Origin of the sequence: Micromonospora carbonacea, from assembly GCF_014205165.1 — a bacterium.
Classification (GTDB): domain Bacteria; phylum Actinomycetota; class Actinomycetes; order Mycobacteriales; family Micromonosporaceae; genus Micromonospora; species Micromonospora carbonacea.
Genome location: NZ_JACHMZ010000001.1, coordinates 6727354 through 6753062, shown reverse-complemented (window position 1 = coordinate 6753062; position 25709 = coordinate 6727354). Strand labels below are relative to the sequence as shown.

At 74.3% G+C, this 25709-nt stretch carries 19 protein-coding genes and 1 pseudogene; 15 read left to right on the top strand and 5 right to left on the bottom strand.

Annotated features, from left to right (window positions below; all coding sequences use genetic code 11):
• Positions 1–1542, top strand: coding sequence for a SpoIIE family protein phosphatase (locus HDA31_RS28225; protein WP_178067023.1), 1542 nt, complete (start codon positions 1–3; stop codon positions 1540–1542).
• Between the two features lie 423 nt (positions 1543–1965).
• A pseudogene (locus tag HDA31_RS28220) lies at positions 1966–2082 on the top strand (DUF397 domain-containing protein); the annotation flags it as partial.
• Between the two features lie 29 nt (positions 2083–2111).
• Here HDA31_RS28220 and HDA31_RS28215 read toward each other — a convergent pair.
• A complete protein-coding gene (locus tag HDA31_RS28215; protein ID WP_246384265.1) occupies positions 2112–3017 on the bottom strand; it encodes a helix-turn-helix domain-containing protein in 906 nt (301 codons plus the stop codon).
• Between the two features lie 32 nt (positions 3018–3049).
• Between HDA31_RS28215 and HDA31_RS28210 the strand changes: the two genes are divergently transcribed.
• Entirely contained in the window at positions 3050–3619 is a 570-nt protein-coding gene (locus HDA31_RS28210) for a TIGR03086 family metal-binding protein (RefSeq protein ID WP_178062933.1), read from the top strand.
• A 29-nt stretch (positions 3620–3648) separates the two neighbouring features.
• Complete coding sequence (locus HDA31_RS28205; RefSeq protein WP_178062934.1) at positions 3649–4596, top strand: threonine ammonia-lyase; 948 nt, start codon at positions 3649–3651, stop codon at positions 4594–4596.
• Between the two features lie 55 nt (positions 4597–4651).
• Here the strand turns inward: HDA31_RS28205 and HDA31_RS28200 are convergent, their stop codons facing one another.
• On the bottom strand, positions 4652–6748 hold the full coding sequence (locus HDA31_RS28200; protein ID WP_178062935.1) for a S9 family peptidase: 2097 nt from the start codon (positions 6746–6748) through the stop codon (positions 4652–4654).
• Positions 6749–6858: 110 nt separating this feature from the next.
• Here HDA31_RS28200 and HDA31_RS28195 point away from each other — a divergent pair, with 110 nt between their 5' ends.
• Complete coding sequence (locus HDA31_RS28195) at positions 6859–8217, top strand: FAD-binding oxidoreductase (protein WP_178062936.1); 1359 nt, start codon at positions 6859–6861, stop codon at positions 8215–8217.
• A gap of 194 nt (positions 8218–8411) precedes the next feature.
• On the opposite strand, the gene HDA31_RS28190 is transcribed toward HDA31_RS28195, so the two are convergent.
• Complete coding sequence (locus HDA31_RS28190) at positions 8412–10493, bottom strand: SpoIIE family protein phosphatase (protein ID WP_178062937.1); 2082 nt, start codon at positions 10491–10493, stop codon at positions 8412–8414.
• A 212-nt stretch (positions 10494–10705) separates the two neighbouring features.
• Between HDA31_RS28190 and HDA31_RS28185 the strand changes: the two genes are divergently transcribed.
• Positions 10706–15073 (top strand): HAMP domain-containing protein, encoded by a 4368-nt coding sequence (locus HDA31_RS28185; RefSeq protein WP_178062938.1) that lies wholly within the window; start codon positions 10706–10708, stop codon positions 15071–15073.
• Positions 15070–15624 (top strand): response regulator, encoded by a 555-nt coding sequence (locus HDA31_RS28180; RefSeq protein WP_074475491.1) that lies wholly within the window; start codon positions 15070–15072, stop codon positions 15622–15624. Before HDA31_RS28185 ends, HDA31_RS28180 begins: the two co-directional genes overlap by 4 nt.
• 86 nt (positions 15625–15710) lie before the next feature.
• Here HDA31_RS28180 and HDA31_RS28175 read toward each other — a convergent pair whose 3' ends face one another.
• Positions 15711–16223 carry a GbsR/MarR family transcriptional regulator gene (locus tag HDA31_RS28175; RefSeq protein ID WP_074475490.1) on the bottom strand — a complete coding sequence of 171 codons (513 nt, stop codon included), beginning with the start codon at positions 16221–16223 and terminating at the stop codon, positions 15711–15713.
• An 87-nt stretch (positions 16224–16310) separates the two neighbouring features.
• On the opposite strand from HDA31_RS28175, the gene HDA31_RS28170 reads away from it, so the two are divergent.
• Both HDA31_RS28170 and HDA31_RS28165 read left to right on the top strand, forming a co-directional pair.
• Positions 16311–17228 carry an ABC transporter ATP-binding protein gene (locus HDA31_RS28170; protein ID WP_178062939.1) on the top strand — a complete coding sequence of 306 codons (918 nt, stop codon included), beginning with the start codon at positions 16311–16313 and terminating at the stop codon, positions 17226–17228.
• Positions 17225–18874: an ABC transporter permease gene (locus tag HDA31_RS28165; RefSeq protein ID WP_246384266.1), complete on the top strand. Its 1650-nt coding sequence runs from the start codon at positions 17225–17227 to the stop codon at positions 18872–18874. The genes HDA31_RS28170 and HDA31_RS28165 overlap by 4 nt, the downstream gene beginning before the upstream one ends.
• 69 nt (positions 18875–18943) lie before the next feature.
• Here the strand turns inward: HDA31_RS28165 and HDA31_RS28160 are convergent, their stop codons facing one another.
• Complete coding sequence (locus HDA31_RS28160) at positions 18944–19279, bottom strand: STAS domain-containing protein (protein WP_074475488.1); 336 nt, start codon at positions 19277–19279, stop codon at positions 18944–18946.
• A 176-nt stretch (positions 19280–19455) separates the two neighbouring features.
• Here HDA31_RS28160 and hemL point away from each other — a divergent pair, with 176 nt between their 5' ends.
• From hemL to ccsB, 6 genes are read left to right on the top strand one after another with little or no spacing between them, the layout of a single operon-like run.
• Positions 19456–20793: a glutamate-1-semialdehyde 2,1-aminomutase gene (gene hemL, locus HDA31_RS28155; protein WP_178062940.1), complete on the top strand. Its 1338-nt coding sequence runs from the start codon at positions 19456–19458 to the stop codon at positions 20791–20793.
• A gap of 3 nt (positions 20794–20796) precedes the next feature.
• Entirely contained in the window at positions 20797–21444 is a 648-nt protein-coding gene (locus tag HDA31_RS28150; RefSeq protein WP_074475486.1) for a histidine phosphatase family protein, read from the top strand.
• On the top strand, positions 21444–22019 hold the full coding sequence (locus HDA31_RS28145) for a TlpA family protein disulfide reductase (RefSeq protein ID WP_178062941.1): 576 nt from the start codon (positions 21444–21446) through the stop codon (positions 22017–22019). The genes HDA31_RS28150 and HDA31_RS28145 overlap by 1 nt, the downstream gene beginning before the upstream one ends.
• Complete coding sequence (locus tag HDA31_RS28140) at positions 22019–22948, top strand: cytochrome c biogenesis CcdA family protein (protein WP_178062942.1); 930 nt, start codon at positions 22019–22021, stop codon at positions 22946–22948. The genes HDA31_RS28145 and HDA31_RS28140 overlap by 1 nt, the downstream gene beginning before the upstream one ends.
• Positions 22948–24651, top strand: a complete 1704-nt coding sequence (gene resB / locus HDA31_RS28135) for a cytochrome c biogenesis protein ResB (RefSeq protein ID WP_178062943.1) — start codon at positions 22948–22950, stop codon at positions 24649–24651. The genes HDA31_RS28140 and resB overlap by 1 nt, the downstream gene beginning before the upstream one ends.
• The gene (gene ccsB / locus HDA31_RS28130; RefSeq protein WP_178062944.1) at positions 24651–25640 is read left to right on the top strand and encodes a c-type cytochrome biogenesis protein CcsB; all 990 of its coding nucleotides are present in this window, start codon (positions 24651–24653) and stop codon (positions 25638–25640) included. Before resB ends, ccsB begins: the two co-directional genes overlap by 1 nt.
• Positions 25641–25709: the final 69 nt, after the last annotated feature.

The window sequence follows — 25709 nt, the reverse complement described above, 5'->3', positions numbered from 1 at the left end:
GTGGACGGCGGTCAGGGGACCGTGCTGGTCGTCGACGACAGCCGCACCAAGCGTTACCTCCTGGTGAGCTGGCTGAGCCGGGCCGGCTTCGCGACGCTGGAGGCGGAGAGCGGCGGCGAGGCCCTGGCCCGGGTCGGGGTGGACCCGATCGACCTGGTGGTGCTCGACGTCCGGCTGCCCGACCTGACCGGGTTCGAGGTCTGCGAGCAGATCAAGAAGGCCCACCCGGCGATGCCGGTGATCCACGTGTCGGCGCACGCGGTCGACGTCAACGACCGGGCGCAGGGCCTGACCCGGGGCGCGGACGCCTACCTGGCCGAGCCCATCGAGCCCGACGAGCTGGTCGCCACCGCCCACGCGGTGCTGCGTTACTACCGGGCCCGGCAGCGCGCCGAGCAGCTTGCCGACCGGCTCATCCGGCTCGCCGAGACGACCCTCGCCGTCAACTCCGCGCCGACCTTCCCCCGGCTGATGGTCGCCGCGGCGAAGGGCGCGGCGGAGATGCTCGGCACCCCCGTCGTCGTGCTGGCCGAGACGATGGACGGGACCACGCTCGCCGCCGCCACCACCGGCCCCGGCGCGGAGCCCGTGGTGCGCCCCTGGCCGATGCCGACCGACGACGTGCCGATCGGGGCGATCCTGCGCGAGCAGGTGGACCCGGCCGAATGGGCGGTGCACGACTGGGGCGGCGAGCCGGAGCTGGTCGTCGCGGTCGCCCGGCTGCGCCCCGACCGGTCCCCCATCTACGTGGCGGTGCCGCCCCGGGCCCTGCTCCCCGACGCCCCGGTGGTGCGGCAGCTCGCCCAGGCCCTCGCGGCGGCCGTGGAGGCGCAGCGCACCCTCGACGAGGAGCACCGGATCGCGGTGACCCTGCAACGCAGCCTGCTGCCGCGCCGGCTGCCCGAGGTGACCGGGCTGGACCTAGCCGTCCGCTACGAGCCGGCCAGCGCGCAGACCGAGGTGGGCGGGGACTTCTACGAGCTGGTGATGCTCGGCGACGAGCTGCTGGTGGCCATCGGCGACGTGGCCGGCCACTCGCTGCACGCGGCGACGGTGATGGCCGAGCTGCGGCACGCGGTGCGGGCGTACGCGGTCGAGGGACATCCGCCCGGCGTGGTCCTGACCCGGGTCGACGCGCTGATGCGCGCGCTGCTCCCCGGCGAGCTGGCCACCCTCTGCGTGCTGCTGCTGCACCCCGGCACCGGCCGGGTCCGCCTCGCCAGCGCCGGTCACCTGCCGGCGCTGATCAGCCGCGCCGGCCAGGTGGAGTACGTCAACCACTCCGCGCCGCTGCTCGGCGTGCGCGCGGACCGCCCCGCCGACCTGGAGTTCGTGCTGCCGGCCGGGTCGACGCTGGTGCTCTACACGGACGGGCTGATCGAGCGGCGGGACGCCACCATCGACGAGGGACTGGCAGCCCTGGCCCGCTGCGCCGAGGCGGTCGACGACGACCTGGACGGCTTCTGCCAGCGGCTGGTGGTCGAGCTGGCCCCCACGGAGATCCAGGACGACGTGGCGGTGGTGGCGGTCCGCCGGAGGTAAGGAAGGGCACCTTGTTAACGCTTTCTGTTGTACAGGGGCCCCTTCCTAACACCCGTCGCGCTGCTCGCCCGCCTTCAGCATCAGCCCGGCGAGCAGGGCCACGGCCCGCCGCGGACCCGGCAGAGCCAGATCGGCCGGACCGGCAGATGCCCCCGGGCCGGCGGGCGTTCGAGAGGCTGCGTCGCGTGTTCGCGGGCCGGGTCCCGGGGTCGTTCGTCCACTGTGGCTGTCCCTTCTCGACGCGGTGCGGGGGCGTGCCGCCGTGCCGGAGCCCCCGCGCGGTCCCGCCCGGGCCGGGGAATCGCGGGGGAAGGCGACCGAACGGGCCCGCCGGGGTCACATTCTGCTGATGCTACGGTTACTGTGTGAATGGTCGCGGCCCGGGCCGTCCGGGCGTCCGGGCCGCGATTCCGCAGGTCCCATGGCAACCTGCCCGGCGTGGTGGTCGTGCGCGACTCGAAGGACCGCACCGGCCCGGTGCTGGCGTTCGCCCCGGCGGCGTGGGGAGCCTTCCTCACCCGCCTCGCCCCGGCCGACTGACCCGCTTCGCCCCCGCTGGCTGACCCGCTTCACCCCGGCTGGCTGAGCGAGCTTCCCGCCGGTCGATGGAGCGAGCGGGCGTACGCGGCCGGGGTGAGGCCCGTCGCGGCGGCGAACTCGCGGATCAGGTGGGCCTGGTCGGCGTACCCGAGGTCGGCGGCGACGGCCGCCCAGTCCACCGGTCCGCCGCCGGCGGCGTGCTCGATCGCCTCCTGGATGCGGTACCGCCGGATCACCCACTTCGGGCCGACGCCGACGTGGTCGAGGAACAGCCGTTGCAGGCGTCGGGTGGTGGTGCCGTGCCGGCGGGCCAGGTCGTCGACCCGCAACACGCTGCGGTCGGCGCGGATCTCCCCGGCCAGCGCCATCGCCTCCGCCGTCGGCGGGTCGGCCGCCGGCAGGCCGGTCGCCGGGACGCCGGCCGCCGACCGGGAGGCCGGCAGCGAGACGGGGCGGGGGTGCCAGGTGAGCAGGAGGGCGTCGAGGGTGGCGGCGCGCTCGTCGTCCGTACCGTCACAGGGGTGCCGGCCCCCGACGAGCCCGGCGGGCAGCGGGCGGCGCTCGCCGGTCAGCTCGGCGACCGGTCGCGGCCAGAACGGGCGGAACCCGCCGGGGCGGAACTGCACGCCGCTGACCCGGCCGGTGCCGGCGAGGGTGATCCGGAACAGCTCCCGCCCGACGCCGGCCACCTCGGCGGACCCGGAAGCCGGACCGCCCGCCGGGTCGCGGCGGAAGACGAGGTTGACCGCCGGGTGCGGGAGCACCCGCTGCTCGAACGGCTCATCGAGGTCCCAGTCGATCAGCCAGTAGTGCTCGACGTACGGGAGCAGGGCGGCGGCGGGCAGACGGCGGCGGAAGCGGACCTCGCGTCGCAGCCGCGCGGGGTCGAGGATGCCCCGGTTGTCGGCGCGCGGGCCGCTGTCGCACTTCTTCAAGCTTGCCCTCCCGGGCTGCATACGCTGCCCCTATGACCACGAAGACTAGTGAACTGCTGGCGGATGCCGCGCCGCGCGCCGTGGCGGTGGTCCGGGCGATCTCCGACGACCAGTTCGACCTGCCGACCCCGTGCGCGGACTACACCGTGCGGGACCTGCTCGGGCATCTCTTTCAGGTGGTGGTCAACTTCCAGGCGATGGCCGCCCGGGAATCGGCGGACTGGGCCGACAAGACCGACCGGCTCACCGACGGCTGGCGGGCCCGGTTCGCCGCCGAGACGGAGCGGCTGGTGGCGGCGTGGGCCGATCCGGCCGCGCTGGAGGGCGTGTCGCCGGGGATGGGCCTGCCGCAGGAGACCATCGGCGACATGGCGCTGATCGACCTGACCGTCCACGCGTGGGACCTGGCGCGGGCCACCGGCCAGCCGTACGAGGCCGCGCCGGCCGTGATCGCCACGCTTGACGCGTTCATGGACCGGATGGGCGACATGGGCCAGCAGCAGGGTGCCTTCGCCGCCCCGGTCACCGCCCCGCCGAACGCCACCGCCCTGGAGCGCGCCGTAGCCCGAATGGGCCGCGACCCCAACTGGTCCCCGAACTGACCTCCACCCTCGGGGGGCAGGATGGGGCCGTGGACCTCGTGACGCTCGACGACATCCGGGCCGCCGCCGCCGACATCGCGCCGACCGTCCTGCGCACGCCGCTGCTGGCCGCGCCGTGGGACGACGGGCTGTGGCTGAAGCCGGAGAGCCTGCAACCGGTCGGTTCGTTCAAGCTGCGCGGGGCCACCCACGCGGTCGCCCGGCTCGACCCCGGCGCGCGGGCCCGGGGGGTGGTCACCCACTCGTCCGGCAACCACGGCCAGGCCCTCGCGTACGCGGCGCGGGCCGCCGGCGTGCCGTGCACGGTGGTGGTGCCCGAGGGCGCGCCGGAGGTGAAGGTCGCCCGGATGCGGGCGTTCGGGGCGGAGGTGCTGCTCGTCCCGCCGGCCCGGCGGCTGGCGGAGGCCCGGCGGATCGTCGCCGAGACGGGGGCGACCCTGGTGCCGCCGTTCGACGACCGGCGGATCATCGCCGGTCAGGGCACCGTCGGGGCGGAGATCGTCGCCGACCTGCCCGACGTCGACGTGGTGCTGGTGCCCGTCGGCGGCGGCGGCCTCGCCTCCGGGGTCGCCACGGCGGTCCGGGCGCTGCGCCCGTCGACCGCCGTGTACGGCGTCGAGCCGCTGCTCGCCGCCGACGCGCGGGACTCGCTCGCCGCCGGGCGGGTGGTCACCTGGGACGTGGAGCTGACCTACCGCACCTGCGCGGACGGGCTGCGCACCAACCTGTCGGAGCTGACGCTGGCCCACCTGCGGGACCGCCTCGACGGCATCGTCACGGTGACCGAGGAGGAGATCCGGGCGGCCGCCGGTCGCCTGATCCGCGAGGCCCGGCTGGTCGTCGAGCCCAGCGGCGCGGTGGCCACGGCCGCCCGGCTGTTCCGCGTGGGCGAGCTGCCGGCGGGGCGTACGGCCGCGGTGGTGACCGGCGGCAACGCCGACCCGCAGGTCCTCGCCGACCTGGTCACCACCGCGTGACCAGTGGTGAGAAGGGTGCCCTTCTCGACCGGATGCGTTAACAGGGGGCCCTTCCTTACGCAGCGCCCAGGCGGTCGAGGATCCAGGCGTTGATGAACGCCTCCTCGCGCCACGCGTCGTACCGGCCGCTGGGGCCGCCGTGCCCGGCCCCCATCTCCGTCTTGAGCAGGTAGTCGCCCTGCGGGGCGGCAGCCCGCAGCCGGGCGATCCACTTGGCCGGCTCGTGGTAGAGGACCCGGGTGTCGTTGAGGCTGGTCACCGCGAGGATCGCCGGGTAGTCCACCGCCGCCACGTTCTCGTACGGCGCGTACGACTTCATGTACGCGTAGACCTCGGGGTCGTCGAGGGGGTTGCCCCACTCCTCCCACTCGGTGACGGTCAGCGGCAGCGACGGGTCGAGGATCGAGGTGAGCGGGTCCACGAAGGGCACCTGCGCGACGATGCCCGCGAACGCGTCCGGCGCGAGGTTGGCCACCGCGCCCATCAGCAGGCCGCCGGCCGACGCGCCCCGGGCCACCAGCCGGTCGGCCGACGTCCAGCCGGACTTGACCAGGTGCCGGGCGCAGGCCACGAAGTCGGTGAAGGTGTTCTTCTTGGCCAGCATCTTGCCCTGGTCGTACCAGCACCGGCCCAGCTCGCCGCCGCCCCGCACGTGCGCGACGGCGAAGACCACGCCCCGGTCCAGCAGGGAGAGCCGGGCGACGGAGAACCACGGGTCCATGCTCGCCTCGTACGAGCCGTAGCCGTAGATGACGCAGCCGGCGGAGCCGTCGCGGGGGGTGCCGGCCCGGCAGACCAGCGAGATCGGCACGCGCGTGCCGTCGTCGGCGAGCGCCCAGTCCCGGTGCTGCTCGTAGTCGGCCGGGTCGTACTCGCGGCCGTCCGGGCCGGGCAGGACCGGCTTGCGGCGGCGCAGGGTCAGCTCCCGGGTGACCAGGTCGTAGTCGTACACCGACTCGGGGGCGACCAGCGAGGCGTAGCGCAGCCGGACCTGCCGGGTGCGGTACTCCGGGTTGCTGTCCAGCCCGACGCTGTAGAGCGGCTCGGGGAAGTCGATGTCGTGACCGTCGCCGCCGCCGACCGGCAGCACGCGCAGCCCGGTCAGCCCGTTGGTGCGCAGCGACACGACCAGGTGGTCGGCGAACGCGTCGACCGACTCCAGCCGGGTGCCGGGGGTGTGCGGGATCAGCGGCACCCAGTCGCCGGGCGCGTCCGCCGAGGTGTACGCGAGCGCGAAGTCCTCGGCGTCGTCGTTGTGCAGGATCAGGAAGCGGTGCCCGTGGTGCTCGACGCTGTATTCCACGCCTTGCCGCCGGGGCGCGACGGACGCCGGCTCGCCGGTGGGGTTGCCGGCGGGGATGACCAGCACCTCGCTGGTGATCTTGCTGTGGATGTCGATGAGGACGAACTTCTCCGACCGGGTCAGCTCGACGCCGACCCAGAACCGCTCGTCGTCCTCCTGGTAGACCACCACGTCCTCGGTGGACGGGGTGCCGATCCGGTGCCGCCACACCCGGTGGGGCCGCCAGGCGTCGTCGACGGTCACGTAGAACAGCACCGAGGCGTCGGCCGACCAGGCCGTGCCGTAGAACGTGCCCGGCACCTCGTCGGCCAGCACCTCACCGGTGCCCAGGTCCTTGACCCGCAGCGTGAACCGCTCGTCGCCGCTGAAGTCCGTCGAGTATGCCAGCCAGCGGCCGTCGGGGCTCACGTCGAACGCGCCGAGGGAGAAGAAGTCGTGCCCCTCGGCGAGCAGGTTGCCGTCGAGCAGCACCTCCTCGCCGTCGAGCGGGGCGCCGTCCACGCTGACCGGCGGGTCGGTCTCGCCGTCGCGTACCGCGCGGCGGCAGTGCACGCCGTACTGCTGGCCCTCGACGGTGCGGGTGTAGTACCAGTGGCCGCCCTTGCGGGCCGGCACCGACAGGTCGGTCTCCTGGGTGCGCCGGCGCGTCTCCTCGAACAGGGCGGCCCGCAGCTCCGCCAGGTGGGCGGTGCGCGCCTCGGTGTGCGCGTTCTCCGCCGTCAGGTGGGCGATCGTCTCCGGGTCGTCCTTGGCGGCCAGCCAGGCGTACTCGTCGACGACGGTGTCGCCGTGGTGGGTGCGCTCGCTGGGGACCCGCTTGGCGACGGGCACGGGAGTCTCGGTGGTCACGCCGGTCAGGTTACCGTCCGTCGGGACGCCGGCACTCGCCCGGCGAGACCGACGCCCGACGCCGGCCCGGCGGCACGACCGGCTGTTCGAACACATGTACGATTGCGGCCATGGCGGCAGCAGCGGGGTCCATCGATCGGTCCGGGGCAGTGGGCATCACCCGTCGGCTGGCGGAGATCTGCGGCCCGCCCTTCGCACGGTTCGCGGGGGCGGCCGACGAGGTGGCCGGCGCGCAGGCCCGGTGGGTGGCCGTGCCCGGCGCCCCGCAGGCCGCGGCCGAGGTGCTGCGGCTGGCCGCCGCCCACGACCTGACGGTGGTGCCCCGGGGCGCCGGCACGAAGATCGACTGGGGGGCCACCCCCGCGCACGTCGACATCATGCTCGACACCGGGCGGCTGGCCGGCATCTGCCACCGGCCGGCCGACGGCGGCGTGGCCGAGATCGGCGCGGGCACCCCGCTGCGGGCCGCCCAGGCCGCCCTGGAGCGGGCGGGGCTGCGGCTGGCCCTCGACGCGCCCTCGCCCGGGGCCACCGTCGGCGGGGTGCTGGCCACCGACGAGTCCGGCCCGCTGCGGCACCGCCACGGCGGTCCCTGCGAGCAACTGGTCGGCCTGCGCTACCTGGACGCGGCCGGCGAGCTGATCAGTGCCGGCGGCGGCGCGCCTGGCCTGGAGCTGGCCCGGCTGCTGTGCGGGTCGCAGGGCGGCCTCGGCGTGCTCGTCTCGGCCACCCTGCGGGTGCAGCCGGTGCCGGCCAGCCGCGCCTGGGTCACCCGCCCGGTGTGGAGCCCGCTGGAGGTCGACGACCTGGTCCGGGAGGTGCTCGCCGCCCGGCTCGACCCGGCGGCCGTGGAGCTGGACCTGCCGGCCCGGGCCAACCGGGTGCGCCCGCCGCTGCCCCCCGACTCCCCGGAGGCCCTGGCCAGGGCCCGCCACCCCGCCATGTTCCGGCGCACGGTGACCCCGGCCGGGGCGGGCAGCCTGACCGTGCTGCTGGAGGGCGGTCCCGCCGACGTCGCCGAACGCGCCGACGGCCTGCGCGGCCTGCTGGGCGGAGAGGCGAAGACCGAGAGCTCGGCGCCGCAGTGGTGGCGGCGTTATCCGTTCGGCCCCGGCGAGACCGCGCTGCGCATCGAGGTGCCGGTCAGCGACCTGCACGCGGCCGTCTACGCGCTGCGCGACGCGGCCGGTGGCCCGGTGCCGGTGCGGGGCTCCGCCGGGCAGGGGGTGCTGCACGCCGGCCTGCCCGGCACCCTGCCCGCCGAGCGGGTGGCGTCCATCGTCGCCGGGGTGCGGGCCGTCCTGCTCGCCCGGCGGGGCCGGTGCGTGGTGGTCGCCGCGCCGCCGCCGGTGCGGGAGGCCGTCGACCTGTGGGGCGAGCTGGCCTCGCTGCCCCGGCTGCGGGCGGCGAAGGAATACCTGGACCCGCACCAGCGCCTGGCCCCGGGCCGCCTCCCCGGCGGCCTCTGACCGGCCCGCCGCGCCCCGCCCCTCCGTCTCCATGCGCCCGCGCCCGCGCCCGCCCCGCGGCCGCCGGGCCGGGTCGCCATGTCGGCGACATGGAGGTATCCCGGGCCGGGGATACCGCGATGTCGCCGACATGCAGCGCCGACGCGCCCCCCGGCCCCCGGCGCCCGGTGCGGGCCTGCCCGGCGGGCCGGGCGTCAGCGGCGGTCGTTGCGCAGCACCAGGATCGCGATGTCGTCGCGGGGCGTCTCGGCCGAGAACCCGATCGCCGTCGACCGCAGCCGGGCGGCCACCACGTCGGCCGAGTAGCCGGCCAGCGGCGCGGCGGACTCCCGCAGCCGCTCCGTGCCGAACAGCTCCCGGCCGCGCCGTCGTTCGGTCACCCCGTCGGTGTAGAAGATCAGCGAGTCGCCGGGGGTCAGGCTCAGCTCGGCGGCCGGGGAGGCGATCGCGTCGAGCAGGCCGAGCGCGGTGCCGCCGGCCCCGACGAACGCGGCACCGTCGCCGGCGCGCAGCAGCACCGGGCGGTCGTGGCCGGCCAGGTGCAGGGACACGTCGAGCTGGTCGCCCTCGCCCGGCCCGACGGCCGCCAGCGCCAGCGTGCAGTAGCGCCCGCCGCCCCGCTCGACCAGCGTGTTGTTGAGCCGGCCCAGCGCCTCCGGCAGCGGCTTGCCGTCGCTGACCAGCACCCGGATGACGTCGCGGACCAGCCCGGTGACGGCCGCCGCCTCGACCCCCTTGCCGGACACGTCGCCGACCACCACGAGCCAGCGCCCGTCGGGCAGGGGGAGCACGTCGTAGAAGTCGCCACCCACCTCGGCGTCGTCGCCGGTCGGCACGTACTCGGCGGCGAAGCCGATGCCGTCGACGACCGGCAGGACCGGCGGCAGCAGCGACCGCTGGAGCGCCTGCGCCACCCGCCGCCGCTCGGCGTGGATCCGGGCGTTCTCGATGGCCAGGGCCGCCCGCCGGGCCACGTCCTCCAGCACGGCCACCTCGTCGGGGTCGTGCCGGTGCCGCTGGTGGCGACCCACCGCCAGGGTGCCGAGCCGCTGCCCGCGCGCCACCAGCGGGACGGCGAAGCCCTCCATCGGCCCGCCCAGCGGCACCTGCGACCCGATCCGGGACGCCTCCCGCAGCCGGGACTGCACCGAGTCCGTCCCCGTCTCGCGGAGCACCTTGTGCAGTTGCGGCAGCACCGACTCGTCGGCGTGGGTGGCCGCCGCGAGCCGCAGCCGGCCCCACTCGTCGGCCGTGTGCACCGCGCACCACTGGCCGAGCCGGGGCACGACGAGCTGCGGGATCAGCACCATCGTCAGCTCGACGTCGAGGGACTGGGCGAGCAGCTCGCCCGCCTCGGCCAGGAACGTCAGCCAGGCCTGTCGCCGCACGTCGGCCCGGCGCAGCCGGTCGTTCTCCAGGTGCAGCGAGAGCCGCTCGGCGGTCAGCACGGCGAGCGGCCGCGCGTACGTCGAGGGGGCCGCGTCCAGCTCCAGCTCCCCGGAGTACGGCCGGTGCACCGCCAGCGGCACCCGCAGCAGCTCGTTGCCGGTGCGGGGGGTGCGACCGTAGCGGGCCAGCACCTGCCGGCCCAGCCCGTCGCCCCGGTCGAGTCGGACGAGTCCGCCGGCCGCGCCGACCATCTCGGCGAGCCGGGTGAGCAGGTCGGTGGCGAAGTCGGGCAGCGGGTCGTCGGCGTACTGGTCGGGGGCGGTCTGCATCAGCTCGCTCATCGCCCCGGCGCTGGGCCCCGCGTGCTCCGCGCCGCCAGCCGACGTCGGCGTGCCCCCGGCGGCGCCGGCCTGGGGGCCGGCGGCGACCCGCTGCCCGTCGGCGACGCCGGCCCGGTCCAGCCGGAACCACACCCCCTTGCCGGTGGGCAGGTAGGTCGTGCCCCACCGGCTGGCGAAGTGGTCCACCAGCAGCAGCCCCCGGCCCCGCTCGGACACCTCGTCGATCTCCGAGGTGTCGTTGCGTACGCCGATGGTCAGCTCGTCGACGGACCCGGCGGCGAAGTCGGAGACCGTCACGGTGAGGCCGACGTCGTCGCCGACGACCTCGATGTCCAGCTCGGTGCGGGCGTGTTCGACGGCGTTGGTGGTCAGCTCGGTGGTGAGCAGCAGGGCCTCGTTGAGCAGGTCGTCGAGCCGCGCGGCGGCGAGCACGGAGCGGACCAGGGCGCGGGCGGCGGCCGGTGTGCGCCGGTCCGCGGGCAGCCGGACCCGCCGGACGCGCTCGTCCGGACCGTCGAACGCCGCCGGCCCCGCCTCCGCTGACACCTCCGTATCCTCCACCGCCGCCGGGCCCCGCGCCAAGCTGATCCGGCACTAGGGGCCGTCGCGCCGGACGGGCCGCGGCCCGGCGACGGCGGCGTCGCCGGGCGTGGCGGGCCGGCGGGCGGCGCGTCCGGGGAGCCCAGCCGGGCACAATGAGGGAACGGCCGGTGCGTTCGACGGGCGCCGGCGGCCCCCGGAACTCAGCGAGGAATGCGATGACCACGGCGAAACACCAGGTAGCCGCGGACCCGTCCGCGCCGGACCAGGCCGCGCTGCTCGGCGATCTGGCGGAGGCGCTGCGGCGCGTGCGCGGTGGCGACCTGAAGGTGCGGCTGCGCCCCCGGGCGGGCGCGGCCGGCGAGGTGGCGGACGCGTTCAACGAGGTGGTGGCGCTCCAGGAGCGGCAGCACCGCGACCTGCTGCGGATCAGCCGGGTCGTCGGCCGCGACGGCCGGCTCAACGAGCGACTGGAGGAGGAGGGGCTGGAGGGCTCCTGGGCGGAGGACCAGCGGGCGGTCAACTCGCTGATCGACGGCCTGGGCCGGCCGACCACCGAGATCGCCCGGGTGATCGTGGCGGTGGCCGACGGCGACCTCTCCCAGCACATGGCGTTGGAGATCGACGGCCGCCCGCTGCGGGGCGAGTACCTGCGGATCGGCCGCACGGTCAACACGATGGTCGACCAGCTCTCGTCGTTCTCCAACGAGGTGACCCGGGTGGCCCGGGAGGTGGGCACCGAGGGCAAGCTCGGCGGCCAGGCCGACGTGCGCGGCGTGGCCGGCACCTGGAAGGACCTCACCGACTCGGTGAACACCATGGCGTCGAACCTGACCGGCCAGGTGCGGTCGATCTCCCAGGTGGCGACGGCCGTGGCGAAGGGCGACCTGTCGCAGAAGATCACGGTCGGGGCGCGCGGCGAGGTCGCCGAGCTGGCCGACACGATGAACTCGCTCACCGACACGCTGCGCCTCTTCGCCGAGCAGGTGACCCGGGTGGCGCGCGAGGTGGGCACGGAGGGCAAGCTCGGCGGCCAGGCCGACGTGCCGAACGTCGCCGGCACCTGGAAGGACCTGACCGACAGCGTCAACTCGATGGCGTCGAACCTGACCGCGCAGGTGCGCAACATCGCCCAGGTCTCGACGGCCGTCGCCCGGGGCGACCTGTCGCAGAAGATCACCGTTGCCGCGCAGGGCGAGATCCTGGAGCTGAAGGACACCGTGAACACGATGGTGGACCAGCTCAGTTCGTTCGCCGACGAGGTGACGCGGGTGGCGCGTGAGGTGGGCATCGAGGGCAAGCTGGGCGGTCAGGCCCAGGTGCGCGGGGTCTCGGGCACCTGGCGCGACCTCACCGAGAACGTCAACCAGCTCGCCGGCAACCTGACCAGCCAGGTCCGCAACATCTCGCAGGTCTCGACGGCGGTCGCGAAGGGCGACCTGAGCCAGAAGATCACGGTGGACGCGCAGGGCGAGATCCTGGAGCTGAAGAACACCGTGAACACGATGGTGGACCAGCTCAGCTCGTTCGCCGACGAGGTGACGCGGGTCGCGCGTGAGGTGGGCACCGAGGGCAAGCTGGGCGGCCAGGCCCAGGTCAAGGGCGTTCTGGGTACGTGGCGGGACCTGACCGACAACGTCAACTCGATGGCGTCGAACCTGACGTCGCAGGTGCGCAACATCGCCTCGGTGACCACGGCGGTGGCGAAGGGTGACCTGTCGCAGAAGATCACGGTGGATGCCCGGGGTGAGATCCTGGAGTTGAAGTCGACGGTGAACACGATGGTGGATCAGCTCAGTTCGTTCGCCGACGAGGTGACGCGGGTGGCGCGTGAGGTGGGCACCGAGGGCAAGCTGGGCGGTCAGGCGCAGGTGCGCGGCGTCGCGGGCACCTGGCGCGACCTGACCGACAACGTGAACTCGATGGCGTCGAACCTCACCGCCCAGGTGCGCAACATCGCCCAGGTCTCCACGGCGGTGGCGAAGGGTGACCTGTCGCAGAAGATCACGGTGGATGCCCGGGGTGAGATCCTGGAGTTGAAGTCGACGGTGAACACGATGGTGGATCAGCTCAGTTCGTTCGCCGACGAGGTGACGCGGGTGGCGCGTGAGGTGGGCACCGAGGGCAAGCTGGGCGGTCAGGCGCAGGTCAAGGGCGTCTCCGGCACATGGCGGGACCTTACGGACAACGTGAACTCGATGGGGTCGAACCTGACGTCGCAGGTGCGCAACATCGCCTCGGTGACCACGGCGGTGGCGAAGGGCGACCTGAGCCAGAAGATCACGGTGGACGCGCAGGGCGAGATCCTGGAGCTGAAGAACACCGTCAACACGATGGTGGACCAGCTCCGGTCGTTCGCCGACGAGGTGACCCGGGTGGGCCGCGAGGTCGGCATCGAGGGCAAGCTGGGCGCGCAGGCCCAGGTGAAGGGCGTCTCGGGCACGTGGCGGGACCTGACGGAGAACGTCAACCAGCTCGCCTCGACGCTCACCACCCAGCTCCGGGCCATCGCCCAGGTGTCGACGTCGGTGACCCGGGGCGACCTGACCCAGCGGATCGCGGTCGAGGCGCAGGGCGAGGTCGCCGACCTGAAGGACAACATCAACCAGATGATCGTCACCCTCCGGGAGACGACGAAGAAGAACGCCGAGCAGGGCTGGCTGGACTCCAACCTGGCCCGCATCGGCGGCCTGCTCCAGGGGCAGCGCGACCTCGGCGAGGTCTGCCGGATGATCATGATGGAGGTGACCCCGCTGGTCGACGCGCAGCTCGGCGCGTTCTTCCTGGCGGACACCTCCGACGGCAGCATGCGGCTGCGGCTGACCGCCTCGTACGGCTACGTGGCGCGGGGGCACGACGTCACGTTCGGGCCGGGCGAGGGACTGGTCGGGCAGGCCGCCCTCTCCCGGCGGACGATCCGGGTGAGCGCCTCGCCGGACGGCCGGCTCACCCTGCGTTCCGGGCTGGCCAACACCCCGCCGGCCGACCTGGTGGTGCTTCCCGTCCTGTTCGAGGGCGAGCTGCTCGGCGTGATCGAGTTCGCCGGCGTGGCGGCCTTCCCCGACCTGCACCTGGCGTTCCTGGAGCGGCTGGTGCTGACCATCGGCGTGGCGGTCAACACCATCCAGGCCAACCGGCGCACCGAGGAGCTGCTGGCGCAGTCGCAGCGGCTGGCCCACGAGCTCCAGGAGCAGTCGGCCGAGTTGCAGCGCACCAACGCCGAGCTGGAGGACAAGGCCCAGCTCCTGTCGGAGCAGAAGGCCAACATCGAGACCCAGAACCGGGAGATCGAGCTGGCCCGGCTGGGCCTGGAGGACAAGGCGCAGCAGCTCACCCGGGCGTCGGCGTACAAGTCGGAGTTCCTGGCCAACATGAGCCACGAGCTGCGTACGCCGCTGAACTCGTTGCTGCTGCTCGCGCGGCTGCTGGTGGAGAACTCGGAGCAGAACCTCACCCCGAAGCAGATCGAGTTCGCCCGGACGATCCACGGCTCCGGCTCGGACCTGCTGCGCCTGATCGACGACATCCTCGACCTGTCGAAGATCGAGGCGGGCCGGATGGACGTCGAGCCGACGGAGGTCCAGTTCGCCGAGATCCGGGGGTACGTCGAGCAGGCGTTCGCCCCGCAGGCGGAGGAGAAGGGCCTCGACTTCCAGGTGCGGCTGGCGAAGGAGCTGCCCCCGGCGCTGGTCACCGACGCGCAGCGGTTGCAGCAGATCCTGCGCAACCTGCTCTCCAACGCGGTGAAGTTCACCGACAACGGCGCGGTGACGCTGCGCATCGCCCCGGCCCCCGAGAACGTCGTGTTCGACGTGCCGGCGCTGACCAACGCCCGCCAGGTGATCGCCTTCACGGTGATCGACACGGGCATCGGCATCTCGGACGACAAGCTGTCGCTGATCTTCGAGGCGTTCCAGCAGGCGGACGGCACGACCAGCCGCCGCTACGGCGGGACGGGGCTGGGCCTGTCGATCAGCCGGGACCTGGCCCGCCTGCTCGGCGGCTCGATCACGGTCAGCTCGGCGCCCGGGGAGGGTTCGACGTTCACCCTCTACGTCCCGGAGGTGCTGGCGCCGGACGCGGTGGTCGCGCCCGCGCCGCCCTCGCCGGCCCGGGCGGGCCTGCCGTCGTCGCTGCTCATGCCCCCGCTGGAGCTGCCGGAGCCGGCCGACACGCCGGGGACCCGCCGGCTGGAGGGCGTGACCGTGCTGATCATCGACGACGATGTGCGAAATGTCTTCGCTCTGACCAGCGCATTGGAGTTGCACGGTATGACCGTGTTGTACTCGGACAACGGGGCGGACGGGGTCCGCCTGCTGGCCGAGCATCCGGAGGTGGACATCGTGCTGATGGACGCGATGATGCCCGACCAGGACGGCTACGAGACGACCCGGCAGATCCGCCGCAACCACCACTTCGCCGACCTCCCGATCGTCTTCCTCACCGCGAAGGCGATGCCGGGGGACCGCGAGTCCGCGCTCGCGGCGGGAGGCAGCGACTACATCACCAAACCGGTCGACCTGGACGAGCTGATCGAGCTGATGTCGTCCTGGGCGAGCGGCGGCCGAGGCGAGGAGAGTTCGTGATTCAGACGGCCAAGGCGCTGCTGGTCGACGACCGGCGGGAGAACCTGATGGCCCTGGAGGCGATCCTCCAGGGGCTGCCGGTGCAGTCGGTGGCGGTGGAGAGCGGCGAGGCGGCGCTCAAGCAGTTGCTGGTGGACGACTTCGCGGTCATCCTGCTGGACGCGCAGATGCCCGACATGGACGGCTTCGAGACCGCCAGCCACATCAAGCGGCGGGAACGCACCCGGCACGTGCCGATCATCTTCCTCACCGCCGCCGACAAGGACGCCCAGCTCGCCCTACGCGGGTACGCGGTCGGCGCGGTGGACTACCTGACCAAGCCCTTCGACCCGTGGGTGCTGCGGGCCAAGGTGTCGGTGTTCGTGGAGCTGTGGGTGAAGACCCGGCAGTTGGCGGCGCAGTCCGACCTGGTCCGCGAACGCGAGACGCAGTGGCGGGCGCTCACCGACGCGGTCGACGAGGCCACGGCGCTGCTGCGCGGCGACGCGCCGGACGGCCGCGCCCGCGCCGTGGAGCTCCTCGAACAGGCCCGCTGGGGCAACAGCCTCTAGATCGCGCGGCACCGGACCGGCCGCGTCGACCGGTGGAGCGGTGGCCGGTGGAGTGGCGGCCGGCAGGCGCGGTGGCCGGCGGGACGTCAGCGGCCGGCCGGGTGCCCGTCGTGCCCGGTGGCGGCGCGCCGGGCCCGCCAGCGCTCGCCCAGCGCGTCGATCTCCTCCTGGACGAAGACGAAGAAGTCGCGCATCTCGGAGACCCGCTCGCCGGCCACGGTGCCGCGTCCGTTCAGGGCGTCGACCCCGCCGTCGGCGAGGTCGATGAGGTTCTTGTAGATCCCGGTCTTGGTGAGGGTCCCCTCGTACCAGGGGTTGTCGGGCAGCCGGTAGCGGTCGCGGCGGGAGCCCTTCACCGGCTCGCGGACCAGCATGCCGAACTGGGTCAGGTAGCGGACCGCGCCGGAGACGGCCGCCGCGCTGACGTCGAGCCGCTCGCCGATCTCGGCGGCGGTCAGCGGGTCGTCCGCGCTCATGACCGTGAACAGCACCCGGGCCGCCATCCGGGGGAAGCCGACCTCCGCGAAGGCCATGGCCATCCGTTCGACGAAGTGGTGGACCGCCTCCTCGTTGCGGCGGGGCGGATCGGCGGCGCTCATCGGGTTCTCCTCGGCAGTCGGGTATCAGATCGTGCCTCAGGCTCCACATGCTTCACAACTTTCTGAAATCACTGTAGCTTCGGAAGTGTGGAAACTCCGATAGAGATCTCCGGCCTGGTGAAGACCTTCGGCCGGACCAGGGCGCTCGACGGGCTCGACCTGACCGTCCGCGCGGGCGAGGTGCACGGGTTCCTGGGCCCCAACGGGGCCGGCAAGTCCACCGCCATCCGGGTGCTGCTCGGCCTGCTCCGCGCCGACGCGGGAACCGTCCGGCTGCTCGGCGGCGACCCCTGGCGCGACGCCGTCGCCCTGCACCGCCGGCTCGCGTACGTGCCCGGCGACGTGACGCTGTGGCCCAACCTGACCGGCGGCGAGGTCATCGACCTGCTCGGCCGGATGCGCGGCGGCCTCGACCGCGCCCGCCGCGACGAGCTGCTCGCCGCCTTCGAGCTGGACCCGCGCAAGAAGGGCCGGGCCTACTCCAAGGGCAACCGGCAGAAGGTCGGCCTGGTCGCCGCCCTCGCCTCCGACGCCGAGCTGCTGATCCTCGACGAGCCCACCTCCGGGCTCGACCCGCTGATGGAGGAGGTCTTCCAGCACTGGGTCCGCCGGGCCCGCGCCGACGGCCGCACCGTCCTGCTCTCCAGCCACATCCTCGGCGAGGTCGAGGCCCTCTGCGACCGGGTGACGATCATCCGCACCGGCCGGGCCACGGAGGCCGGCACCCTGAGCGAGCTGCGCCACCTCCAGCGCACCAGCGTCGACGCCGAGCTGGCCGGGCCGCCGCACGGGCTGGCCGGGCTGCCCGGCGTGCACGACCTGCGGGTCGACGGCGACCGCGTCCGCTTCGACGTGGACACCCCGGCCCTCGACGCCGCGCTGCGCCGGCTCACCGAGATCGGCGTACGCAGCCTGGTCAGCCGGCCGCCCACGCTGGAGGAGCTGTTCCTGCGGCACTACGGCACGGCCGCGCCCGACGCCGCCCCGGCCGGGGCGACGCGATGAGCCGCGCAGCCGCCGCACGGGTCGGCGCGACGAGCCGCGCAGCCGCCGGGCGGGGCGGGCCGCTCACCGGCACCCGGCACCTGGCCCGGCTGATCCTGCGGCGCGACCGCGTCCTGCTGCCGATCTGGGTGCTGGTGATCGCCGCCCTCCCCGCCAGCTACGCGGCGACCTACGCCGAGCTGTACCCGACCGCCGCCCAGCGCGCCGGCTACCTGGCGACCACCGCCAGCAACCCGTCGGTCGAGGCGCTGCTCGGCCCCGTGTACGGCGACAGCGTCGGCGCGCTCGCCGCCCAGCGGGCCGGGCTGCTGCACCTGATCGTGGGCCTGATCAGCCTGCTCGTCGTCGTCCGGCACACCCGCACCGAGGAGGAGGCGGGCCGGCGGGAGCTGCTCGGCGCCACCGTCCTCGGCCGGGCCGCGCCGCTGGCCGCCGCGCTGCTCGTCACGTACGCGGCGGACCTGCTGCTCGGGCTGCTCGTCGCCGGTGGCCTGGTCGCCACCGACCTGCCGGCCGCCGGCTCGGTGGCGTTCGGGCTGTCGGTGACCCTCGCCGGGATGTTCTTCGCCACCGTCGGCGCGCTCGCCGCGCAGCTCACCGAGAGCGCGGGCGCCGCCCGAGGGCTGGGCCTCGCGGCCCTCGGCGTGGCCTACCTGGTCCGGCTCGCCGGGGACGCCGGCGGGGTGGAGTGGCTGAGCCGGCTCTCCCCTCTGGGCCTGGCCCAGCGCACCCACCCCTACACCTCCGAGCGGTGGTGGCCGCTGGCGGTGCTGGCCGGGCTGACCGCCCTGGTCGGTGCGCTGGCGTCGCGGCTGGCCGCCCGGCGGGATCTCGGTGCCGGCGTGCTGCCGCAGCGGCTCGGCCCGGCCACCGCCGGTGCCGCCCTCGCCGGCCCGCTGGGGTTGGCCTGGCGGCTCAACCGGGTCGCCCTGATCGGCTGGACCGTGGGCGCGGCGGCGCTCGGCGCGGTGCTCGGCGGCGCGGCGGAGGCGGCCGGTGGCGCGGTGGACGGCAACGAGACCGTCGCCCGGATGATGGAGCGGCTGGGCGGCACCGCGTCGGTCGCGGAGGCGTACCTCGGGGCGACCCTGAGCATCACCGCCCTCGCCGCCGCCGGCTACGGCATCCAGGCCGCGCTGCGGATGCGGGCCGAGGAGACCGCCCAGCGGGCCGAGCCGGTGCTCGCCACCGGGGTCAGCCGGCCCCGCTGGCTGCTCGGCCACCTCGTCTTCGCCCTGCTCGGCCCGGCGGTCGTGCTGGTCGTCACGGGGCTGGCGACGGGCCTGGCGTACGGCCTCAGCAGCGGCGACGTCGCCGGCCGGGTGCCCCGGCTGACCGGGGCGGCGCTGGCCCACGTGCCGGCGGTGTGGGTGCTGGTCGGCGTGGCGGTGCTGCTGTTCGGCCTGCTGCCGCGCGTCAGCGTCGGGGTGGCCTGGGCGACGCTCGCGGCCTGCCTGCTGCTCGGCCAGCTCGGCGCGGTGCTGGAGTTGAGCCAGTGGCTGCTGGACCTGTCGCCGTTCACCCACACCCCGCAGGTGCTGGGCGGGCCCGTGCCCCGGACGCCGCTGCTGGCGCTCACCGCCGTCGCGGCGGCCCTGTCGGCGGCGGGCCTGCTGGCGTTCCGCCGCCGCGACCTGCCGAGCTGACGCGACCAGCCGCCGAGCTGACGCGGCCCGGCCCGCCGAGCTGACGCGACCAGCCGGCCGGTGCCCGGGTCAGTCGGCGGCCGCGCCGTTGCGGATCATCAGGGCCGAGCGCAGGCCCGTGATGTCCAGGACGCGCAGCAGGAAGTCGCCGACGTTGGTCAGGACCAGCAGGCTCTGCGCGTGGCTGGCCTTGCGGCTCAGGACGACCAGGGTGCCCAGGCCCTGCGAGTCGCAGAAGGTGACGCCGCCCAGGTCGAGGACGATGCGCGGCGGCGGGTCGGCGAGCGCCTCGTTGACGGCGGTCGAGAGCTGGGCGGCCGTGAGCATGTCGATCTCACCGGCGAGGCGAAGCACGGCTTCATCGCCCGTCCGGTGTACCGTGATGGACAGTTCGGCACGATCCACCCGGTCAGCCTAGCGCGATCTCGCTCACCCGGCCCGCTGAGGCGACCAGGCGCGGCGGGCCCCTCCCGCAGCGGGCGTCCTCCCGGCGCGTGAGCGCCGCCGCCGGGGTGAGCCCGGTAACCCCGATCAGGGGTGGCTGCCGATTCGCCGTCCGGCGCTGACACAATGGCCGCATCGTGACCGATGACTTTTCCGCCGGATCCGGCCGCTACCCGGCCGACGCGCCGGCCTCAGAGGCCCTGTTCGACCGCGCCCGCGCCATCGTGCCGGGCGGGGTCAACTCCCCCGTGCGCGCGTTCCAGGCCGTCGGCGGGACGCCGCGCTTCATGGTCCGGGGGGAGGGCCCCTGGCTCTACGACGCGGACGGCCGGCGCTACGTCGACCTGGTCTGCTCCTGGGGCCCGCTGCTGCTCGGGCACGCCCACCCCGAGGTGGTCGACGCCGTCCAGGCCGCCGCCGCCCGGGGCACCAGCTTCGGCACCCCGACCCCCGGCGAGGTCGAGCTGGCCGCCGAGATCGTCGACCGGACCCCGGTCGAGCAGGTCCGCCTGGTCAACTCGGGCACCGAGGCCACCATGTCGGCGATCCGGCTGGCCCGGGGCCACACCGGCCGCTCCAAGATCATCAAGTTCGCCGGCTGCTACCACGGGCACGTCGACGCGCTGCTCGCCGCCGCCGGCTCCGGCGTGGCCACCCTCGGCCTGCCCGACTCGCCGGGCGTCACCGGCGCGGCGGCGGGCGAGACCATCGTGCTGCCGTACAACGACGTCGCCGCCGTCGAGGAGGCGTTCGCCGCGCAGGGGCAGCACATCGCCGCCGTCATCACCGAGGCGGCGGCCGGCAACATGGGCGTGGTCGCCCCGCGCGACGGGTTCAACACCCAGCTCGCCCGGATCGCCCACGCGCACGGCGCGCTGCTCATCGTCGACGAGGTGATGACCGGGTTCCGGGTGTCCCGCTCCGGCTGGCACGGGCTCGACCCGGTCGACGCCGACCTGTGGACGTACGGGAAGGTCATGGGTGGCGGGCTGCCCGCCGCGGCCTTCGGCGGGCGCGCGGAGATCATGGCGCGGCTCGCCCCGGCCGGGCCGGTCTACCAGGCCGGCACGCTCTCCGGCAACCCTCTCGCGTGCGCCGCCGGCCTGGCCACGCTGCGGCTGGCCGACGACGCCGTCTACCGCCGGCTCGACGACACGGCCGCCGTCGTGGGCAAGCTCGCCTCCGACGCGCTGGCCGCCGCCGGGGTCCCGCACCGCCTGTCGTACGCGGGCAGCATGTTCTCGATCTTCTTCACGGACGCCGACGTGGTCGACTACGACAGCGCGCGGACCCAGCAGGTCCCGGCGTTCCGGGCGTTCTTCCACTCGATGCTCTCCGACGGCGTCTACCTGCCGCCGAGCGCGTTCGAGTCCTGGTTCGTCTCGGCGGCGCTCGACGACGCCGCCCTGGAGCGGATCGCCTCGGCCCTGCCGGCGGCGGCGGGCGCGGCGGCAGCGGCAGGTAACGGGGGGTAACCGGTGAGCAAGACGGTGGTCCATGTGCTGCGGCACGGCGAGGTGCACAACCCGGGCCAGATCCTCTACGGCCGGTTGCCCGGCTTCCGCCTGTCGGAGCTGGGCGTGCAGATGGCCAAGGCGGCGGCCCAGGGGCTCGCCGAGCGGCACGTGGTGCACGTGGTGGCCAGCCCGCTCGAACGCGCCCAGCAGACCGCCGAGCCGATCGCCGCCCAGTTCGGCCTGCCCGTCGGGGTGGACGAGCGGCTGATCGAGAGCGCCAACTGGTTCGAGGGCAAGAAGGTCTCCCCGGGCGACGGGTCGTTCCGCGACCCGCGCAACTGGTGGGTGCTGCGCGACCCGGTCACCCCGAGCTGGGGCGAGGCCTACCGGGCGATCGCCGAGCGGATGTTCGCCGCCCTGCACGCGGCCCGCGTCGCCGCCGAGGGCCGGGAGGCCGTGCTGGTCTCCCACCAGCTCCCCATCTGGACCCTGCGCCGGTACGTCGAGCGCAAGCGGCTCTGGCACGACCCGCGCAAGCGGCAGTGCGGGCTGGCCAGCCTCACCTCGTTCCACTTCGACGGCGCGAAGGTGGTGGGCATCGGCTACTCGGAGCCCGCCGCGCACCTCGTCGCCATCTCGCCGACCGCCCGGACGGCCAAGGGGGCCTGATGCCAGCCCGAAGGTGGATCGCCGGACTGCTCGCGGCCGTGACGGCCACGGCGGCGCTGGCCGGCTGCTCCGGCGACAGCCAGGAGCGGCGCTGCGTCACCACCGACGGGGTCATCGAGTGCGCCCCCGACCAGCGCTCCGCCGCGCCGAAGCTGACCGGTGAGCTGCTCACCGGCGGCAGCTACGACATCGCGAAGGACCTCGGGCAGGTCGTCGTGGTCAACTTCTGGGGCTCCTGGTGCCCGCCCTGCCGGGCCGAGGCCGACGACCTGGAGGCCACCTACCAGGCCACGAAGGGCTCCGGGGTGACGTTCCTGGGCATCAACGTGCAGGACAACCGGGACAAGGCCCTCGCGTTCGAGGAGGGGCGGGTCACCTACCCGAGCCTGTTCGATCCGCCGAGCCGGCTCGCCCTCGCCTTCGACATCGCGCCGAACACCATCCCCGCCACGGTGATCCTCGACCGGGACGGCCGGGTCGCCGTGGTCATCCGGTCGGCGGTCACCCAGGACCGGCTGCAACCGATCGTCGAGCGGATCGCCGCCGAGAAGCCCGCGCCCGACGGTTCCCGCTGATGGGCGAGACCTTCCACGACATCGCCAGCGGCGGCCCGCTGCTGCTGGCCATCGGCGCGGCGGCGCTCGCCGGGCTGGTCAGCTTCCTCTCCCCGTGCATCCTCCCGTTGGTCCCCGGCTACCTGTCCTACGTCACGGGCCTCGCCGGCACCGACCTGGAGCGTGCAAGGAAGGGCCCCCTGTTAACGCCTTCTGTAGAGCAGGGGCCCCCTGTTAACACCCCCGCGCCGGGGGAGCCGGCCGACGGCGGGGCGGCGGCGACCGGCCCCGGCGACCCGGCCGGCGGCGGGGTCGCCGTGCGGGAACGGGCGGCGGAGCGTACCCGGGAGGGCAGCCGGACCGGCGCGGCCGTCAAGGGGCGGGTGCTCGCCGGGACGCTGCTCTTCATCGCCGGCTTCACCGCTGTCTTCACCGCCACCGCGATCCTCTTCGCCAGTGTCGGCCGGGTCCTCATCCAGTACGAGCGGCAGCTGGAGATCGGCGCGGGCGTGCTGATCGTCGTGCTGGGGCTGGCCTTCGTCGGGGTGCTCCCCGGCCTGCAACGGGAGTTCCGCATCCAGCGGCTGCCCGCCGCCGGCCTGCTCGGTGCCCCCGTCTTCGGCGCGGTCTTCGCGCTGAGCTGGATGCCCTGCACCGGCCCGACGCTCGCGGCGGTGCTCGGCATGGCCACCCCCGGCGGGCAGCTCGACCGGGCCGTGGTGCTCGCCGTGGCATATTGCCTCGGGCTGGGGGTGCCGTTCGTCGTCTTCGGGCTGGCCTTCCACCGGCTGCTCGGGGTGTTCCGCGCCGTGCGGCGCAACAGCCGCTGGGTCACCCGCGTCGGCGGGGTCCTGCTGATCCTGATCGGCCTGGCGCTGGTCACCGGCGGGTGGACCAACTTCGTGATCTGGTTGCAGACCACCGTCGGCGTGGGCGAGGTGAGCATCTGATGACGGTCGTCGAGGACCGGCCGGCACCGCCGGCCGACGCCCCCCGCCGCCGGCCCAACCCCGTGCTGGCCCTGCTGCGCAACTCGTGGCGGCAGCTCACCAGCATGCGTACGGCGCTGATCCTGCTCTTCCTGCTCGCGGTCGCCGCCGTCCCCGGCTCGGTGCTGCCGCAGCGCGGGGTCAACCCGGAGAACGTCAACACGTACTTCGCCGAGCACCCCGACCTGGCCCCGAAGCTGGACCGGATCGGCGCGTTCGAGGTGTTCGGCTCGGTCTGGTTCTCGGCGATCTACCTGCTGCTGTTCACCTCGCTGATCGGCTGCATCGTGCCCCGGCTGCGCGACCACGTGCGCGCCCTGCGGGCGAAGCCACCGGCCGCGCCGAAGCGGCTCGACCGGCTGCCCCAGCACGCCGTGCTGGCCGGCGTCGCCCCGACGGGCCCCGAGGCCGTCGAGGCCGTCGCCGCCGAGCTGCGCCGCCGCCGCTGGCGGGTTCAGGTGCGCGGCACCGAGGTCTCCGCCGAGAAGGGCTACCTCAAGGAGACCGGCAACCTGCTGTTCCACACCTCGCTGATCGCCGTGCTGCTCGGGGTCGCGCTCGGCTCGTGGTACGGCTGGCACGGCAACAAGCTGCTGGTGGCCGGCGCGGACAACGCGTTCTGCAACACCCGGCAGCAGTACGCCGAGGCCAAGCTCGGCCCCCGCGTCGACAGCGCCGACCTGCCGCCGTTCTGCCTGACGCTGAAGAGGTTCGACGCGACGTTCCTGGAGTCGACGCAGCCGGAGTCGTACCGGGCGACGGTCGACGTGGAGGAGGCGGGTCGGGCCACCCGCACCGCGTCCTTCTCGGTGAACGACCCGCTGCGCCTCGCCGGGGCCAACGTCTACCTGCTCGGCCACGGCTACGCTCCGGTCCTGCGCTACACCGACCGCTACGGCAAGATGCAGACCAGCAACTTCCCGTTCCTGACCACCGGGGACGCCACCCTCACCAGCGAGGGCGTGGCCGCGTTCCCCGACGTCAACGTCGACCCGGCCACGGGGAAGCGGAACGCCGACCTCCAGGTCGCCTTCGAGGGGCTCTACCTGCCCACCGCGCCGCAGCAGCCCCCGTTCACCCGGTCGGAGTTCCCGACCGAGCGCAACCCGGCGGTGGTGCTGGTCGCCTACCGGGGCAACCTGGGCATGGACGCCGGCATCCCCGGCTCGGTCTACCAGCTCGACCAGCGCCAGGTCAGCAACGGCAAGCTCAAGCAGATCGGCGACCGCAAGCTCGCCGTCGGCGAGAAGTGGACGCTGGACGACGGCAGCGTGCTGGAGTTCGTCGGCACCCAGCCGTACATCACGATCTCGGTCCGGTACGACCCCGGCTCGGCCCTGCTGCTCGTCAGCTCGACGACGCTGCTGATCGGCCTCATGGGCGCGCTGTTCGGCAAGCGCCGCCGGGTCTGGTTCCGCCTCACGCCGGCCGGGACGCCCCCGGCGGCCGGGGCGACGGAGACCACGGCGGACCCCGCCGGTGGATCTCCGACGGCCGGTAGTAGCTTGGTGGAGGCCGGTGGCCTGCCGCGCACCGACTATCCAGGGTTCGCCGACGAGTTCGCGCAGCTCGTCGCCGCCATCCGCGGCGACGGGACGCCGGGCGAGCGGGCCGGCGAGGCGACAGCGCGTGGCCCGGCCGGGACGCGAGAAGGAGCGCAGTGATGTCCGCACTCTCCGACCAGCTGGTCACGTTCGCGACCCTGGCATACCTGATCGCGATGATCAGCCACGCCGTCGAGTACGCCCTGGGCAACGCCCGCGCCGTCGCCCGGCCCGCCGCGCCCGCGCGCGAGCTGGTCGGGGCGGGGGTGGGTGCCGGGGGTGCCGCCCGCTCCGACGGTCCCGTCGCCAGGGCCGACGCCCCGCCGGCCGGCGTCGACCGTTCGGCGGCCCGGGGCCGGCTCGCCGGCCGCGTCGCGGTGTGGATCACCGCGCTCGCCGCGGCGCTGCACCTCGGGGCCACGGTCACGCGCGGCATCGCCGCCGACCGGATGCCCTGGGGCAACATGTACGAGTTCGTGCTGACCGTGTCGTTCATCGGCACGGCGGCGTGGCTCGCCGTGCTGTGGAAGCGCCCCTCGCTGCGCCGCCTCGGGCTGTTCCTCACCCTCGTCATGGTGCTGCTGCTGGCGTTCGCCGAGCTGAAGCTCTATGTCGAGGTGGTGCCGCTGACCCCGGCGCTCAACTCCTACTGGTTCGTCGTGCACGTGTCGACGATCAGCTTCTCGTCCGGCATCTTCCTGCTGGGTGTCGTGCCGGCGGTGGCGTTCCTCATGCGCAACGGCTACGAGCAGGGCAAGCGGAGCTTCCCGTACACCCTGGCGAAGCGGCTGCCGGCGGCTGCCGGCCTGGAGCGGCTGACCTTCTCGCTGCACGCCTTCGCGTTCCCCGTCTTCACCTTCGCGGTGATCGCCGGGGCGATCTGGGCGGAGGCCGCGTGGGGCCGGCCGTGGGGCTGGGACCCGAAGGAAACCTGGGCGTTCATCTCCTGGGTGGTCTACGCGGGCTACCTGCACGCCCGGGCCACCCCGAGCGTGCGCCGCAACGTGGCGACCTGGCTCGCCGTCGTCGGCTTCCTCACCGTGCTGATGAACCTGTTCGGCGTCAACTTCTTCTTCACCGGCCTGCACTCGTACGCCGGGGTGAGCTGACCCCGCCGGGTCCGACCCGCACGCGCGGGCCGGACCCGGACCGGGTCAGTGGCAGGTGCCGGTGCCCGA